Origin of the sequence: Thermogemmatispora sp. (assembly GCF_019683635.1) — a bacterium.
GTDB lineage: Bacteria > Chloroflexota > Ktedonobacteria > Ktedonobacterales > Ktedonobacteraceae > Thermogemmatispora.
Window position 1 is genome coordinate 1 of the sequence record NZ_JADGIA010000015.1, and the last position, 15,925, is coordinate 15,925.

The following is a 15,925-nucleotide window of genomic DNA, read 5'->3' on the forward strand; positions in this document are numbered from 1 at the left end:
CGTACTTTACATTATTCCGTCTAAATATAGAAGTATTTGGATCTATATATGATAGATCCCATCTCGTAAAAACCTGCGCTGCGGCCCCCAGGGATAGCCGGAGCGCTCCTTATTGAGGCGTGGAAGAGGGCTAATGTCATCAATTGCAGTATAGAGATTGATGCTGTATACTGTTTCCATGATGGCAATAGCCTGCACGTGTAACTGGAACATTTACTTCCCATATCAGTACCATGTAATGTGATGTGGTGTCTCAATTATAGCCATCGGGTCCGGGAAGTGCCGCTAGCAGAGCAGTTGCGCATCGCAGGTGCGAGGGATGCCAGGAACATGACGCAAAAGTGGTAAGGTTGGATATCATGCCTGGCCATATATCTCTTCTGCTGGAGTGTGACACGCAATTCGGGAGGCGTCGCCGGGGGCAGCCCCTGAAGATGAGCGCGGGATTTCCCTGTCTGATGGAACGGCAGCCAGGAACGGGTTAAAGGTGTGTCCATCTCTTTGTTATGGAGCGTGACATGACCCTTGGCAACGAGATCAATGTGGTGACCGGTGCCTTTAGCTATACTGGTCAGTACATTGCGCGACGCTTGCTGGCCAGTGGCAAGGAAGTGCGCACTCTCACTGGTCATCCCCAGCGTGCCCATCCTTTGAGCGGTCAGGTGCGGGCCTTTCCTTTGGCCTTTGATAATCCACCCCTTTTACGAGAGGCTCTTAAAGGGGCGCGTGTTCTCTACAACACCTACTGGATACGTTTCCCTTATGGCCAACAAAGCTACGAGCGTGCCGTCGAGAATACACGTCGTCTCTTCACAGCGGCGCGGGAAGCCGGCGTTGAACGCATTGTCCACGTGAGCATCAGCAATCCAAGTCTCTCCTCGCCGTTCCCTTACTTCCGTGGCAAGGCTCTGTTGGAACAGGACTTGAGACAGAGTGGCCTCTCCTACGCGATTGTGCGTCCAACGGTGATCTTTGGCCGCGAGGATATTCTGATCAATAATATCGCCTGGCTGCTAAGGCACTTCCCGCTCTTTGCCCTCTTTGGCAACGGAGACTATCAGCTGCAGCCGGTTTATGTGGAGGATATGGCCGACTTGACAGTGCGGGTGGGGCAACAGAGCGAGGATGTCATTGTCGACGCTGCCGGGCCAGATATCTTCTCCTATAGAGAGATGGTCGCACTAATAGCGCGCATTCTAGGGCGGCGTGTGTGGCTGGTGCCGGCGCCGCCGACTCTGGTTTTAGCTCTGGGCCAGTTTCTCTCTCTGTTTGTCGGCGATGTCCTGATCACGCGCGATGAGATCGATGGCCTGATGGCCAATCTTCTGGTCTCGCACGAGGCACCTACAGGCCAGACGCATCTCGCCGACTGGTTACAGGCCCATGCGGCAGAGATAGGCCGGCGTTATGCCTCAGAGCTGGCGCGTCACTATCGCTAAAAGAGGACTGAACAAGGGGGAGAAGGAGCTGGTCCCTTCACTGGTTCCCCGGCTCCCATATCTCCCATGTCTCTCATAGTTCCTACAGTCCTCCTTTCTCCAACCTGTTCATCAGCCACGGCCTCTGTGCCTGGCTACTCTTGATTCGTGTTCTGGCTGCGGCCTGGCAAGACTGACAAGCCGCTTTGTACCTGGCGCATCAGGGCCTCCAGCGAAACCTCTGTGGGAGCGGTACTTGCCTGCTCTTCTTGTTGTGACTCTGCAGTAAGCGAGTGCTCTCCTTCTCCATGCTTCCGGGACTGCTCAGGCTGTAAGCCGTTTGTGGCTGGCCTCACGCTCGACAACGGGAGCGTTTCGCTCTCGTTGAGGGCGCTGAAGCGCGTACTTGCCGGCTTCTGGCGCCGCTGGCGGTACTGTACAAAGCCGCCGAGCAGCCCGAAGAGGAGCAAGCCGCCGACTGTAGTCCCCAGTAGCCCCGGTAGCAGGTGACTAAAAGAAGAGGTCGGACTGGCCGGAGCTGTTGTCTGCGACTGGCTTCCCGGGTTGGTGCTGGCGGTGGCGATCGCCGGCATCCGATTGGTGTTGTTATCAGCGGTGGCCGTTGGCCGGGCAGGCGTTGGCGTTGCGGTATGCGTTGGCGTCGGCGAGGGTGTTGTCGCCGGAGTGGCCTGCGGCATCGAGGTCGACACTGGTATGGGCGCGGGGTTAATCGTAAAAGCGACGCTGGCGCTCAGGGTAGCGGGAGAGCTGCTACCGGCGCTGGCCTTGATTTGGGCTGAACCAGAAAGCCCGTTGGGAATGGTGATGCTGCGCGTGAAGTTTCCCTGTCCATCGCTCGTGACGCTTCCCAGGCTTATGGTGGTGTTACCAGCCTGCAAGACCAGCGTCACCTGTGTCCCTCCGGGCAGGAAATTGCTGCCAGTGACGGTAGCGGTCTGGCCGGCTGTAACCTGCGTTGGGCTGATGCTCAGCGTAGGGGAGGCGCTTGACAGCAGGGTATAGCTACCGGCCACGGTTGGCGTGGCCCCAATGAGGGCGCATATTTTGTAGGTACCCGGGGCCAGATTACCTGGCAAGACCAGCCAGCCGCTGAAGCTACCGCCCTCTACCGTGCCCGGCTGGCTATTGCTCGCTGGTGTGTAGCCTAGCAAGCAATCCTGTTGGCTGTAACCGAGCGCGACCTGGCTGCCATCACTCAGCTGAGTCCAACCCGAACCGCTGACAGTAATCACTGTCCCTGCCGGTCCCGAACTGGGGCTACTGCTCAGTGTTCCGCCGTCCCTGCTCGCGGCCAGCGCTGGGCCAGCGCTGCCCATAGCGAGCAACCAGATTGCTAGTAGCCCGATCAGTAAGAGAGCCGCGCCTCTTGCTGGGCTGCAAAAAAGCCAGGCTCCAGATTGCCTCTGGCGCGGTGGCCGCCGTCTGCGTGTGGGGGCCTGGTTGGTAGCGCCGAAAGTTGCAACTATCTCTCTTGCGTCCGCCATTCTGCCGTTAAAATAGCTCCCGCTGGCGGGAGCCTGGCCGCTATGATGTGCGGTGATTGCGTATAAATCCATCCTTATTCAGTGTAAGGATGCATTTCCCTATGTGTCAAGAAAGCACGCATGGGCCTTGCCAGAAAGGCTATGCCTCGACTATGCCTCGACCAGCTCAATGGTCACCTCATAGCTGAGGCCCCCTGGGGCGCCGCTAGAAAGGGGCACCTGCTGCGTATGCAGATCGCAGGCGCTTTCTGCATAATAGTCGAAGTGCACAGCGATAGGCGCCCCGCCTGCTGGCTCGCTAAAGAGGAGGGTGCGCCCGGTCGAGGAGAGGTAGCTTGTGCGCAGGGCATCGCGGTAGGACTGGCCGCTCAGGCCGGTAGGTTGGCCATCGTAACCGACCAGGTCGTTGAGGCAGAGGATCGTCATGCTCCAGGTCCGTCGGCCCGGGCCAAGATCGACGTAACCCTCGCCCCCGTCGGCGCGCACGCTGGCCCGGCGGATGCGCGGCTGCGTCATGCGGTAGCTACCTGGCTTCACGAAGTAGCCGACTCCATCCAGGATAATCTCGCAGTCCACGCCGATGGTAGGCATACAGACTAGACCTCCTCATTGCGGCAGTGTGTGGGCCTGATAGGGTTGTTTCCCGAGCTGGCTGCTTGAGCAGGCGGATCTTTCTCGATGATGCGACTGGCCTGGGTGCAGAAGCCGCTCTGGTCGTGGATGCTGACCAGCTCGCCATCGATGGTGACGTGGAGGCCGCGCTGCTGCAGAGCCAGGCGGATGGTACCGATAATCTGGCTCAGGCGCAGGTTCTCCTTCTCTAGCGTTGTCAGGCGATCCTTGAGCGTATCAATCTCGTGCTGCATGGCGCTGATGACACGCGCCTTGACCTCGTCGGCGGTGCGGGCAAAGCCATGATGGTAGGCCACAAAGGCGCCCGCAATCAGTGCCAGAGTGATGAGCAGGTTGGTCAGACTAAGCAGGTCCTGCATGGGTGGTGCTCCTTCTTCTTCGTTGGGCGATCAAGCGGCTGGACCCGTGCTAGAGGCGAGCCCAGCGGGCCGGGATATCGCCCCACTGTACACGTGCTGCGCTGGCGAAGTCGCGTTGGTTGCGAATCTCCTGGAGGCGGGCCTCGAACTGGGTTCGGCGAGCGGCAATAGCCTCTTGCCAGGCGCGGGGAATAGCGCTGTCGTCGAGGTGGTCATGCAGCTCTCCGTCCTGAAAGCTGAAGTTGTCGTTCGTGGGCACCTGATACGCCTCCATAGCGTAGAGACTGGCCCCCAGGACAATGAGATCGCGATGCATCTCGGGAATAGTAGAGCCGCTGCTATCGAGCTGGTGCCTGGTGGCGTAGAAGACACGCATGACCAGGGTGTTGTCACGAGGCAGCTCTGAGCTGGAGAGTTTGAGGGTAAAGCTTGGGGTCTGAGAGGCGGGCTGACCCTGCCCGCTACCAGCACTGCCCTGGGGACCGAGATTCCCGCCCGCAGCCAGCGCTGTGCTACTCTCGAAAAGATTGGAATATTCGGCGAAGTCGCGCTCCAGGGGTGGCCAGAGCATGACGCCGCTGGTGTTCACGGTGGGCGCTGGTGGTCTGCCGGCCAGGACGCTATCGGCTGTCGTGTCAAGGTAGCTGGTGCTGCTATTTTCTGCCAGAGTAGTCAGCAGCAGTAGTGTGTTGCCGCCGGCCTGAGTGCGGTAGAGGTTGCGCCCGATGACGTTATGGAAGGCACTGCTGGCAGAGGTGGGCTGCGTCGGCCCGAGAGGGATGTTGCTCAAGCTGACACTACTGTTGTTCGTCACCGAGACACTGATGACGGGGGAGGGGGTGGTCTCGCCACCCTCGCTCAGGAAGGTGACAGCGTATTGATAGAGGCCGGCGCTTAGTCCACCGCTGCTGCCGGGGCTAGCACTCATGCCGCCTGGTGGTGGCTGGAAGTAGCTGCCGTAAGCCTGCAGTGGGTAGATGATGCGTTCAATCCACCAGACTGGATAGACTGGATTCCACGGTTGCGGATAAGGATAAGTCCGCTGGTAGGGGCGTGTGTTCATATCGCAGTAGCCGATATTGGGATAATACTGACTGTAGCGGATGACAGCTTTGTCGATCGCGCGCTCCAGGTCTGCGTTCGACCAGCGCTGATTTGGCCCGGTGGGGTCGAAGAGATCGAGACGCAAGGCATTTTCGATGTCCAGGAGGTTCATTTTGTCTGGCAATCCTCCTTGCCACTTTTCGCTTAGTAGCCTCTGCCCGCGCCGCATGCGGGGAGGACCTCTTTCAGCGAAGCGGCAGCTGACTGAAGTCGCTCCCCGCAACGCGGTGGGGAACAAAACCCGGGCTCCTAGCTGATATAGCCACAGGTGGTGAGTGTAACTGTGCAGGTTGCTCCTACGGCCCGGATGTCGATCTGCCCATTGCTGTCAAGCGGCAGGATAGCCTGACCCTGCCAGCGTGCTGTTGTGGAGAGCAGGTCGCCGCAGGTGACCGTCTGGGCAAGGTTGCCGCCGTGAGGGGCGATGTCCAGGTGAGCTGGCTGACTGCTGGCGCTAAAGGAGATTTTGGCCAGGATGGCCAGGGCGCCGGAGGGGATGCCGCTGCTGCCACCGACCAGCGTGAAGGTAGCGGTGGCTCCATTGCTGATGGCGACGTTATTGATCTGTTGCACGCCGCTGACCAGGGTTAGGCGGCCTGGGGGTGGCGTAGGTAGACCGCTGAGACCGTTGGCATAGGTGGCAATAACCACGGCATCCTGGGGATTGTGTTCGTCGAAGAAGAGCACGGCGCACAAGGCTCCGACCAGGCCGCTGCTCCCGTCGAGGCTATTGGCTACCGGCACGCCTTGGAGCATATGGGAAGTGGCTTCAAAGAGCAACACCGAAGCCTGATACGTGCCTGGGTTGAAGGCCTGGATGATGCCGCGTCTGATGGTTACTCCCATAGCGTTTCTTCTGCTCTCTTTCTGGGGTGAGCCAGACGCCTGTGGACAGCGCTGCCTTCAGATGAGTGGAAGGCTAGGCATCATTGGCTCCCTGACCGGGCTGTGGAGCCGAGTCGGGAGTGCCGCAGGCGTGGAAGCTCGCCGCCGTGTAGCTTGTACCGAGCAAGGCGTTGAAGGCCGCGGCGATGCTGGCAAAGGTCTGGCTGCCCGAGGGGTCAACGCGGCAGAAAATGCCGTCCTGGGGGAGCACTGCATCGCTGGTCGTTTGGAAGATGCACATGGTGCGCGGATTGAAGTAGCTACCCGCCGGCACTGTGCTGCCACCGTTGTAGCGTCCGTAGGCGAATTCGAGGATATCCATCATGGTGTACGTTTGCTCCTTTCTCCGCTATGAGATCTGCTGCTATCAGCTGCTGAGGCTAACCGTGAGTGCCAGCTAGATTTCGAGCCATTTCAGCACGGCAGCCCAGCTGTTGCTGCTTGTTGCCACGTAGAGGGCCAGGCCGTTGCCTGGCGGCAAGATGATCAGAGTGCCGTTGCTGAGGAAGTCGATGGTGGTGTTGGAGACCAGTAGCAGGGTATCGATCTGGCTGCCCACTGGCGTAAGATTGTTATTGCTCATGCTGGCGCTGGCCACGCTGGCGGGGCCGCCGGCCTTGAGGTTGAGCGGTGTGAGGGTAGTACCAAGGGCTGGGTCGCTGCTGGTCAGGTTGAGCTGGTGCCAGCTCGAAGCGGCCTCGGCCACACGTGCGGAGAAGACCAGTAGTGTTTTACCGGAGCTGCTCGGATTGAAAAGGCTAAGCCCGGTGGTGGCTGTGGCCGTGCTGGTTTGCTTGCCGGTAGTGACGCTATAGCCCTGGCCGTTGCCTAACCACTCGTTGAACTGCTGGCGTACAAAGACCGGGTTACTGACGCTGGGCGCGGCGCCGTTCCACTGAGCGATATTGACCTGGGTACGCCCGGCGCTATCGAGCAGGATAGGGGTATCACCAGCACTGCTGCTCTTGCCGTAATTGGAGACGCGGAGTTCATTGCTGCTGTCCAGACCCGGGGCTATGCCGCCGATCTGGGCGACATTGATGGTCTGGTTGGGCACCAGTTGTAGGCGCCCGTTGCCATCGATAGCCAGTAGATTGCTGCCGTTGCCATCGGCCAGTCTAACCTGACCGATCAGATTGCTGCCAGAGGGTAGGGCTGGCAAACTGTTAATGTTAACGATCTGGCGTCCCGCACTGTCGAGCAGGATAGGGGTATCGCCTGGTGCGCTGTTTTTGCCGTAGAGACTCACGCCAAGGCGGTTGGCGCCGGCGCCATCGGCCTGGGGAGCGACGCCGTTCAGCTGGTTCAGGTTGACGTTCTGCTCGGCAGCGGCGTTGAGGGTAGCAGTCGTTTTCAGATTACCCTGGGCGTCGAGCTGCAGGGCCTGGCCCAGACCGGTGGGATTCAAGCCCCCGATCAGCAACGAGCCGTCGCTGTTGAGGTAGCCTGACATAGGGTCCTGCCTCCTGTCTGCCTAGATGCCGCGATAGAGACCGCGATAGTCGACGACGGCGCCGCCGTATTCATGGCGGATCTTGTACGAGATGACGTCCTGCGTAAAGTTCAGGCCGTAGAGGGGCTGGTCCTGGATGAAGAGCACGGGATTGACCTGGCCACCAACGAAGCCAATTTCAATGGTATCGACTTCGCGCGGATCGGCTACCAGGAACCACTGCGTTGGGCTGGTGAGCTGAGGCGAGACGATGGGGGTGACATAGCCCATCATGGGGTTGATGTCATTGTTCGGCGAGCCGGGGATGCCCGCCGAGCGTGTGGCGATCATGGCGCTCCATTCCAGCTCGGGGGGGACAACCAGGTAGCGCGGGCGCAGTCCGATACGCTTGCCGGCGAAATTGGTCTGTTCGCGCATGGCGGTAACCCCGATCTGCATAGCGGCAGTCGAGAGGGCTGCGTTGCCGAGGTTGTTATGCGGGTTGCCCGTTGTAAAGAGTGGGGAACCGTCGTAAATGCTGGGGTTGCCCGAGAGGAAACCGTAGACGAATTCGGCCAGGGTATAGGCGGCAGCAACGGCCAGCTTGGTAGGAATTTGGCGAATGGCCATCAAGTCATCATTGATGATGGTTTCGCGCGAGATGGTAACCAGGTTACCGCGCTTCATGGGGACATAGGTAGCGGCGGTATCAGTCAGGCTGAGAGTGGTATAGGCGCTATCTTCGGCCACAGTCGAGAGGCTGCCAAAGGCTCCCAGGCGCACGCGTGTCTGTTGCTTAAAGTCCCTGATGGGCACAATGGTGCAGAATTTTTGCCACTCTGCTGGCCAGGCCTGGTAGTCTTTGAGGAGGCGCTTGTTCATGGAGGTGCCCAGCAGGTAGCTGAAGGAGGCGGTGGTTGTATCGCCCTCGCTGATGCGCGTCAGCGGGGCGTGCTCTCCGATACGGATCTGACCGAGCAGGCTCCGCTCAGAGAAGCCGCTGACGCTCGGGTCGCCGGTGACACGGGCGTAGGCTTCGCGGATGCTGGTAAAGCCGCGGATGTTGCCGAGGCGACTGGTATCGATCTCCAGCTCGAACATGCGATCGAAGGCGGCCTGAATTTTTTCGGCCTCGGTGATTTGCTCGCCGATCTCGGGACGGGCGTACCCGTGATCACGCACGAGGCCGACAGCGGCCAGCTCAGCTAGCATGCTGCGTTGTTCGGCGATGGCCTCATCTAATTCGGCGACCTCGAAGATGCGCCCCTCGTAGCGGCGGCGAAGGTGCTGCTTGACAGCTTCAGGCAGGTGAACCTCCTGTAGGCGTCGCTCCAGGGTGAGGCGGGCGCGCTCAAGACGTAATTCTTGCAACAGGGCGTCAAACGAGGGAGTGGGGCAGGTGGTCTGCTCCTGCTCGCGGATGGAGCCAGGCAGCTCAAGCTGGTTTTGGGGGGTGCTGGTCTGCCCGGGAGCTGGGGAGTTGATTGGGGTGGTGGTGTCGCTCATGTGGTGACCTCTCTGGAGGGTGATGGCTGACGACGTGTTTGAGAGGGGGGTAGCCTCGTGAGAAGGACAATAGTCGTGAAGGATGCGGCGGATGCTGCCACCGGCGCTGGGACGAGTGACGATATCGCACGAGTTGAGTGCGCTGATGCTGACCACTTCGCGTAAAGGGCGGGCCCCATCCTGGCTCTCGCGCAGCTGCCAGGTGCCGTAGATGTCGATGGAGAGGCCAATCAGGCCCGGCTGACCCAGGGCACAGGCTTCACGGATCAGGCGCCAGAGCCAGTCGGCGGATTCAAGAATGTGCAGGGTGGCGTCGACGCGCCCATGCTCGCCGGGAGGGGGTGGTACATAGCGCGGAGCACGGTAAAAGCCGGCGATGTCGCGCACGGAGCGAGCAACGCTCTCGCCGTCGCTACGGGCGTGGTCGACGTAGGCGTGAGCGTTGTCGAGCAGGGCGGCGAGGCGTTGGAGGATGGCCTCATTATAGTAGTAACCATTAAGGCTGGCTCCACCACGAATGACGGTGACCAGGACATCGCGCTGCTCATCCTGTGGAAAAGTCTGCCCTTCGCGAATGAATCCCTCGATGCGGATGCGCTCCGCGGGCTGAGCAGGGTTGGTGTTGGCGCTCGGCTCTATTTCGGCATGGCTCATGCCGGCCATGTGGGGAAGCATGGGGTGCTCAGCGCTCATGGAGAGCCTCCTGGCTGTCCCAGGGAGGCGACCCTTCAGGCCCTTCGCTGAGCGCTAGCAACAGCGATGCCAGGTGGCGCAAGCGGTGAGTCATGCCGGCCTGGGTAGTGCGCGTCTCATCGTAGTGCAGGGTGGGAGGCAGTGACCGGGCATCGGCACTACGCTCAACCTGGGCGGCTATTTCGGGGGCAAGGGTGGCTGGTGATTCGCCCAGAGTAGGAGCGATCTCTGTCTGTCCCAGGGAGTGCTCGCTGGCGGGAAAGCGCAGGAGATTAGGGGGAAGCAACGGCTCTAGCAGCGTGGGCAAAGGTGGATCGGGCTGATTGGTAGGGGGCAGATCGAGGGGAGCGGAAGCCGGCTGCGCGAAGAAGAGAGCGGAAGGGTCGGCTTTCTCGGGATCAGGGAGCGTCAGCGCGGGCAAGCCAGGCGTATCTGGCGCGAGCCGAGGGAAACGAAAAGCGGGGAGCTGATCATCGGTCATGGAGGGTCTCCTTCCTTCCTCGCTGTGGCAGGGTAGACAAGTCCACAGACGTAGGAGGTGGACAGAATTGGGCGGGCTGCTCTGCCAGCGAGCAGAGAGCCGCCAGAAGTGGTGACAGAGAAGAAATCAGCGATGCAGCCGCGAAGGTGGGGTGAGTGCTGCTTTGCAGGCACACTCGAGAAAGGACAGATCATGGGTGGGCGCGAGAGGGCACACTCACCGTTGCCTTGCCGGGACGTGAAGGGGCACGCCGGAGGCCGTTTCGTGGTTGCATCGTGTGGCGGCAAGCGAGAAAAGCTTACCAAGTGACAAGTATAACTGAGGCTTAGGGAGAAGTCAAGCCTATTCCTGACCGGCTGTTTCACTGCCTCGCCCTCTCTTCTTGACAGGTTGCTTGCCATACTCTATACTTGGCTTAGCTGGCAGTTTGCCACCTGCCACATCCTCGCCTACTGCGCACGGCTTGGGAGACTGCTGCCTTCGTGTCCCTGGCCGTGCCGCATCTCGCTTCTTGTCTCCGCATCAGACAAAGCGTCCTGCTCTGTTGCTTGGGCAGATCTCTATTGTCTGCCATCATCGCCTCAAGAGGAGGTCCCACATGCCACCTCGCTTCTCTTTCCCCGGCTGGCTTCCCAACCGACGCGCTTCCTCAACTCAGCGCTCCAGCGCCTTGGCCGTCTCTGCTACCGGCCAGCCCCCGGTTCTCAACCGTGTCAGTGAGCAACTCAATCCTACCACCTTTGCCTCCAGTCCCGCGCAAGAAGACTGGTACTGGGGGCGGCTTGCCAGCGGGGTGGAGGAAGACTACTTCTGGCGCCGTCTCTCGGACAACTGGTATCAGAAGGACCCTATTCCCTCGACTTATCTCGAACTCCATAACCAGTGCTATGAAGCCTACAATGCCAATCCTCTGGCCTTTGCTATCATTGAAATCACTACCAGCTTTGTCATGGGAAAGGGCGTCACCATCGCCGCGCGCGACCCGCGCGTTCAGCGCGTCCTGCTCGACTTCTGGCACGACCCCGAGAACCAGATGGAGACACGTGTTTATTCCCTCTGCACCGAGCTGGCCCTGTATGGAGAGCAGTTCATCCGTTTCTTTGTCAACCCCTACAATGGACGGGTCACCATTCGCCAGATTGATCCCTCGCTCATCGATGAGATTGAGACCGACCCCGACGACATCGAAAAGCCCTTGCGCTTCCATCGCCGGCCCATCGGACCCTTAGCCAGCCTGCTAAACGACCCTGGCCGGACCGCTGCACTCTCAGCCGCTGCTACGCCAGTGGTGTCTGCCGCTTCTCTTGAAGGGCAGTGGTTCAAGGCGGGCGAAGAGGTTGTACAGTTCGCCATCAATAAGGTCTCCAGCGCTAAGCGTGGCAAAAGCGATCTGGCTACCCTCCTGCCCTGGCTGCGCCGTTACAAGGACTGGCTGACCGATCGCGTGCGCATCAACAAGTACAAGGGAGCGTTTTTGTGGGATGTGCGTTTGCAGGGGGCTGATCGCAAGACCATCGAGCGCAAAAAGATGGAATATAGCTATCCGCCGGAGCCGGGCAGCGTGATCATTCACAACGAGGCTGAGACCTGGTCGGCCATCAAGCCGGAGATCAATGCCAACGAGGCTGCCGAGGATGGACGGGCCATCAAGCTGATGATCGCCGTTGGCGCTCAGCTGCCGGAGCATTACCTGGCTGACGGTAGCTACAGCAATCGGGCTACTGCCGCTGAGATGGGCCTGCCAACCCTCCTTAAATTTCAACGCCGGCAGTTTGTCATGCGTGCCATGTTGCGCACCATTCTCGACCGTGTCCTGCAAGAGGCCTATCGCGCTGGCACACTGTCCCCGGAGGTCGACAGGCACTATGACATCATCTTCCCCGAAATCGAAGTTACCGATCATGCTACCCTGGCCAGCGCCGTGCAGATGCTGGTCTCGGCCCTCAGCGCCGCCAAAAGCCAGGGCTGGGTCAGCGACGAAACCGCCATGCGACTCATCTTCCAGTTTGCTGGCGAGGAGATCGATGTTCACGAGGAAAAGGGGCGCATTAGCCGTCAGCATGATCAGCTCGACGAGAGCGGAGAGGGGCCTGGGGCCGTCAGTGGTTCGGGAGGAAAGTCGCCATCTCTGTGAGCCTCAGCGCTTGGCCTGCTGGGCGCAGAGCCTCGCTTCCTGTCTGCTTTCTGCTCTGCTTACAGGACTTGACACACTTCAGAAAGGAGCCGTGGCCATGTCTCATGCTAGCCCACTTCGCCCGTCTCGGCCTGGCCCTCGCCGCCTGAAGCAGGCGCCTCCTGCCGTCGTCGGCTCGTCAGCTCACAGCCAGCCCTTGCCAGCTAGCCGTCAGTGCCTGGCCTGTGACGCTCGCCATCGCGGCTATCCACTTGCTCGCTCTCACCAAGCTCTCGGCCTCGGCATGCCTGGGCCTGCTTCTCTGTCCTGGTGGACCGGAGGCGAAAGTGACGACCGGGAGCACCGGCTTCCCCTTTGAGGGCCGATTTTACCTGCACATTGTCTGGCTTCGCCTGGCGGGCAAGGCTGATGCGGCCTTGAGAGAAAGGAGACTTATAGACCTATGCCACTTGACGCGCGGAAGGCGCAGCATCTGCTCCAGCTCATTAGTCGCAGTTATGAAGGACGGCAGCGCAGCCTTGTCGCCGTCGTGCTCAGCGGTGGCAGCTATAGCTACCGGCTCGTACAAGGCATTGTACGTTTCCTGCACTGCATTGATCCCCAGATCTACGACAGCAGCGGTCAGCCTCCGCGACCCGAGGCTGACCTGTTGCTCATCGCTCCCTCTGGCACCGATTTCAGCGGCGTCGTTTATCTGGCCGATTGCACTGTAGCCAGCGCTAGCGCTGTGGCTGCTGCTGCCAAATACGAGCTAATCGAAGTGGTGCCTGTGGGTCTTCTCCCCGGAGGAACCCATGTGCGCGTCCTCCTGCGTCGCCTGCGCTGATCTGCCCCCGTGCTCTGTGGTAGCGACAGAAGGAAACGGCGGTGGGATTGCTCCAGGCTCTGCCTTATGGTATGCTCTCATTGAGAGTAAAAGTGTATTGTCGTCCTATCGAGCAGCTCTCTTCTAAGAGGTACAGGGGGGATCTGGATGAAACGAGTCTTGTATCGAGATGGATCAAGAGCAGATGAGGAGAGAGAGCAGATTATGGATGTGGCCTTGACTGTCTATGACTGGATCGGACGGATTCTTGTCATTCCCGCGGTGGTCGCCCTGGCTCTCGGTATCTACCAGTGGGCGCGGGGCGTATTACCTGCCCTCTACCGGCTGGGGTCTGGTTTAGCGCTCAAAGAAATCGCTCTCCTGGCGAAGGGTGACAATGCCAAGAGCATTCGCAGCCTCTTGCTTGATTCGCGCCTCTTCAGCCCGCAAAACCTAAAAGATATCACCTCTCCTAATGATCTGGGAAGTGCCGAACATGCCAGTGTATTGCTTGTTTACTGGGAAGATTGGAAAGATCATATTGATGAAGTTCTGAGCTTCAAAAAGGATCGCATGGCCCTTGTCATTTATGCTCCGCCACAGGCCATTTCGCGTGAGATGCTTGAAAGGCTTGACAGCGTGCGCCATACTATTGTAGCGAACTTCCGGGGACGTCTGCTAAACGATGTCCTGCTATGCCTCGTTACTGCTGGCGACTAGCAAGAACCAGCAGGAATGAGCCTGCCGCAGGGAAATGGCCGGGGTACTTCCGCAGGCGCTCGTAGATGATGCTCGCCATATAGTGTCAGGGAAGGGCAGATCAACCTGGCCACGGTGCTCTGTTGTCCTCCGGGGCTGTGGGCTGCTGTCAACCAGCCTGAAGCCCGGGCCGATGCGGCTGCGGGCAAGCTCCTGGCTTGAGCCTGGGGTCGTTGACTAAGAACAGCTACTAGGTAAGCCAGAGTAGTGGGCAGGCGATAGGCAAGTCCAGATTGTTTTGCCAAGCTACTCGCATCCAGGAGCAAAGAGCCTCAAGGTCAGATTTGTGAGCTGAGAGGCTCTTGCTGGCTTTCTTGCACGGAGGGGGGACTTTCTCCTTTGGAAGAAAGCCTGGTTCCCTCGTTCTATTACAGAAGGACCGAGGTGTTGTCCTGCCCAGTGCCTGGCAGAAAGACCAGGGAAGGAAGGAGGTCAGAGCCATGCTTAGCAGCTCCACGAGTAGATTTCGATCTTCGCTGCGCTTAGCGCCAACCGTGCTCGAACGGCGCCTGGAACTGATCACTCTGCTCCTGCTCCTGCTTATAGCCGTTCTCAGCGGCTGGGGTCTTCTCTTCCTTCCCAGGACTATCCCTATCCACTACAGCCTTAGCGGTTCCATTCATCCCGATCTCAACGGCAGCAAGTGGATTCTCGCCCTCTTCTTCCTGCTGGCCCTGGCTCTTTACGGGCTGCTCAGCTTGCTCAGTCGTTGCTTACAGGCTTTCCACTACCCCCTGATAACCGCTCCCCAGCGGGTCGAGCGCCGCTATCGACTGGGACGTTTGCTTCTAGCTGGGCTAAAGCTCTGTCTCAGCGCCCTCCTGGCTTATCTCTCCTGGATGTTTATCCAGGGAGCCATCAGTGGCCTCAACGGCTGGATCTTCCTGGGTTTTCTTCTCCTGGCTGTACTGCCTCCCTTGCTGGTTCTCCTCTATTTCATCCAGCTTCGGCGCCTATCCTAAGCCTGCTTTAACTGGTCTAGCACGACGGTGCCTTTCTCTTCCCCTCCTCCTGTCAGAAGCGGTCTGCTCAGGGCAGCAGCCCGCCCGGTGGCAGCGGTTTCAACCAGCGGTCTAAAAACAGATAGGCCGCCTCGCGGGCCTCGGAAGGAAAGGCATGGCCGCCCTGGAACACCAGATAGCGAAAGCGCTCCGGGACTCCTAGCTGAATATAAATACTCTGCGCATAGTTCACCATAAAATAGAAACCATCGATTGGAAGCAGCGGGTCCTGTTCGCCGCCAACCATCATGAACGGTGTTGGAGCCAGCGACCCAAGCAAGTCATCCATATCGGCCACATCGAGCAGGCCTGGAATGCAGTTCACCAGAGGCTGGCTGAGGCCATCGCGCAGCAGCGACTTCAGCAATGTCAGCCCGCAGGATGCCACCCCGGCCATCACTCTGGCATCGTACCAGGCCAACCAGAGCGCCTCAAGTCCGCCCAGCGAATGCCCAATCACCCCCAGATTCTGCTTGTCTACTTCCGGGAGCGAGCCGAGAAGATCCAGGCTGCAAGCCAGGTCGTGCAAATACTTCGCCTGCAGCGATGAACCTTTCTGCAAGCGCTTCGTAAACTCAAAGCGCTCATAATTTTCGCCCATCAGCGCCGTCCGCCGTCGACGGATCTCTTCCGGAGGGCGACGTTCCTCATAGCAGAGAAGATCGGGGCACAATACCACATAGCCACGCAGGCAAATCTCTCGCCCATAATGATACATTGGGTCGCCGGAGATCCCTGCTACTTCTCCTTTTCCCAGCTCACATTGCTCGCTATCGCGATGAATGGCCAGAATCGCCGGCCAGCCCTTTTTAGGCTTCTCCCCCTGCGGGCGTAGCAACCAGGCTGGCATGATCTCGCCCGGCTCGACCATGTAGGTGACGCGCGTGCGTGTATATCCGCCCTCATCCACAGGCTCCTCAAAAACTGCCTCCAGAGGCACCTTCGAGGGAAATCTCCCCAGGCGTGCCAGGATCTTCTCTCGCAACAGGCGATTCTCCATCTTTTCTCCTCTCTTTCTACCTGCAAAACCTCACAGCCTGCAACCTGGTCGGTGCAGCATTGAGCCATAGCCGGCGCGGGGCCTCTGCTCTCTGCAGACAGTCGCCCTCTGCGCGCCCGCCGCGGTCTTCCTCTCTGGGCCACTGCCCCTGACGAATCACAGACAGCTCACCTGCTACAGTCACGTCCCCACGCAGCGTTTCTCTCACCC

At 59.6% G+C, this 15,925-nt stretch carries 15 protein-coding genes; 5 read left to right on the top strand and 10 right to left on the bottom strand.

Features of this window, described 5'->3' with window-relative positions:
- The first annotated feature begins 518 nt into the window (after positions 1-518).
- The gene (locus IRZ31_RS03260) at positions 519-1,439 is read left to right on the top strand and encodes an NAD(P)H-binding protein (RefSeq protein WP_297149494.1); all 921 of its coding nucleotides are present in this window, start codon (positions 519-521) and stop codon (positions 1,437-1,439) included.
- Between the two features lie 134 nt (positions 1,440-1,573).
- Here IRZ31_RS03260 and IRZ31_RS03265 read toward each other — a convergent pair whose 3' ends face one another.
- The 9 genes from IRZ31_RS03265 to IRZ31_RS03305 all read right to left on the bottom strand — a co-directional run bounded on the left by IRZ31_RS03265 (position 1,574) and on the right by IRZ31_RS03305 (position 10,016).
- Positions 1,574-2,755, bottom strand: coding sequence for a hypothetical protein (locus IRZ31_RS03265; protein ID WP_297149496.1), 1,182 nt, complete (start codon positions 2,753-2,755; stop codon positions 1,574-1,576).
- A gap of 318 nt (positions 2,756-3,073) precedes the next feature.
- Complete coding sequence (locus IRZ31_RS03270) at positions 3,074-3,514, bottom strand: hypothetical protein (RefSeq protein WP_297149497.1); 441 nt, start codon at positions 3,512-3,514, stop codon at positions 3,074-3,076.
- A 5-nt stretch (positions 3,515-3,519) separates the two neighbouring features.
- Positions 3,520-3,915, bottom strand: a complete 396-nt coding sequence (locus IRZ31_RS03275) for a hypothetical protein (protein ID WP_297149499.1) — start codon at positions 3,913-3,915, stop codon at positions 3,520-3,522.
- Between the two features lie 49 nt (positions 3,916-3,964).
- Entirely contained in the window at positions 3,965-5,131 is a 1,167-nt protein-coding gene (locus IRZ31_RS03280; RefSeq protein ID WP_297149501.1) for a hypothetical protein, read from the bottom strand.
- Positions 5,132-5,268: 137 nt separating this feature from the next.
- A complete protein-coding gene (locus IRZ31_RS03285) occupies positions 5,269-5,865 on the bottom strand; it encodes a hypothetical protein (RefSeq protein ID WP_297149503.1) in 597 nt (198 codons plus the stop codon).
- 73 nt (positions 5,866-5,938) lie between these two features.
- Positions 5,939-6,229 (bottom strand): hypothetical protein, encoded by a 291-nt coding sequence (locus tag IRZ31_RS03290; RefSeq protein ID WP_297149505.1) that lies wholly within the window; start codon positions 6,227-6,229, stop codon positions 5,939-5,941.
- Positions 6,230-6,301: 72 nt separating this feature from the next.
- Positions 6,302-7,357, bottom strand: a complete 1,056-nt coding sequence (locus IRZ31_RS03295; RefSeq protein WP_297149507.1) for a hypothetical protein — start codon at positions 7,355-7,357, stop codon at positions 6,302-6,304.
- Between the two features lie 21 nt (positions 7,358-7,378).
- On the bottom strand, positions 7,379-9,535 hold the full coding sequence (locus tag IRZ31_RS03300; RefSeq protein WP_297149509.1) for a hypothetical protein: 2,157 nt from the start codon (positions 9,533-9,535) through the stop codon (positions 7,379-7,381).
- Positions 9,525-10,016, bottom strand: coding sequence for a hypothetical protein (locus IRZ31_RS03305; protein WP_297149510.1), 492 nt, complete (start codon positions 10,014-10,016; stop codon positions 9,525-9,527). Before IRZ31_RS03305 ends, IRZ31_RS03300 begins: the two co-directional genes overlap by 11 nt.
- A gap of 598 nt (positions 10,017-10,614) precedes the next feature.
- Here IRZ31_RS03305 and IRZ31_RS03310 point away from each other — a divergent pair.
- From IRZ31_RS03310 to IRZ31_RS03325, 4 genes are all read left to right on the top strand, one after another.
- Positions 10,615-12,150: a hypothetical protein gene (locus tag IRZ31_RS03310; RefSeq protein ID WP_297149512.1), complete on the top strand. Its 1,536-nt coding sequence runs from the start codon at positions 10,615-10,617 to the stop codon at positions 12,148-12,150.
- A 442-nt stretch (positions 12,151-12,592) separates the two neighbouring features.
- Entirely contained in the window at positions 12,593-12,976 is a 384-nt protein-coding gene (locus IRZ31_RS03315; RefSeq protein ID WP_297149514.1) for a hypothetical protein, read from the top strand.
- A 147-nt stretch (positions 12,977-13,123) separates the two neighbouring features.
- The gene (locus IRZ31_RS03320) at positions 13,124-13,675 is read left to right on the top strand and encodes a hypothetical protein (RefSeq protein ID WP_297149516.1); all 552 of its coding nucleotides are present in this window, start codon (positions 13,124-13,126) and stop codon (positions 13,673-13,675) included.
- A 479-nt stretch (positions 13,676-14,154) separates the two neighbouring features.
- Positions 14,155-14,676: a hypothetical protein gene (locus tag IRZ31_RS03325; protein WP_297149517.1), complete on the top strand. Its 522-nt coding sequence runs from the start codon at positions 14,155-14,157 to the stop codon at positions 14,674-14,676.
- Positions 14,677-14,743: 67 nt separating this feature from the next.
- On the opposite strand, the gene IRZ31_RS03330 is transcribed toward IRZ31_RS03325, so the two are convergent.
- Entirely contained in the window at positions 14,744-15,715 is a 972-nt protein-coding gene (locus IRZ31_RS03330; protein WP_297149519.1) for a dienelactone hydrolase family protein, read from the bottom strand.
- Positions 15,716-15,925 lie beyond the last annotated feature (210 nt).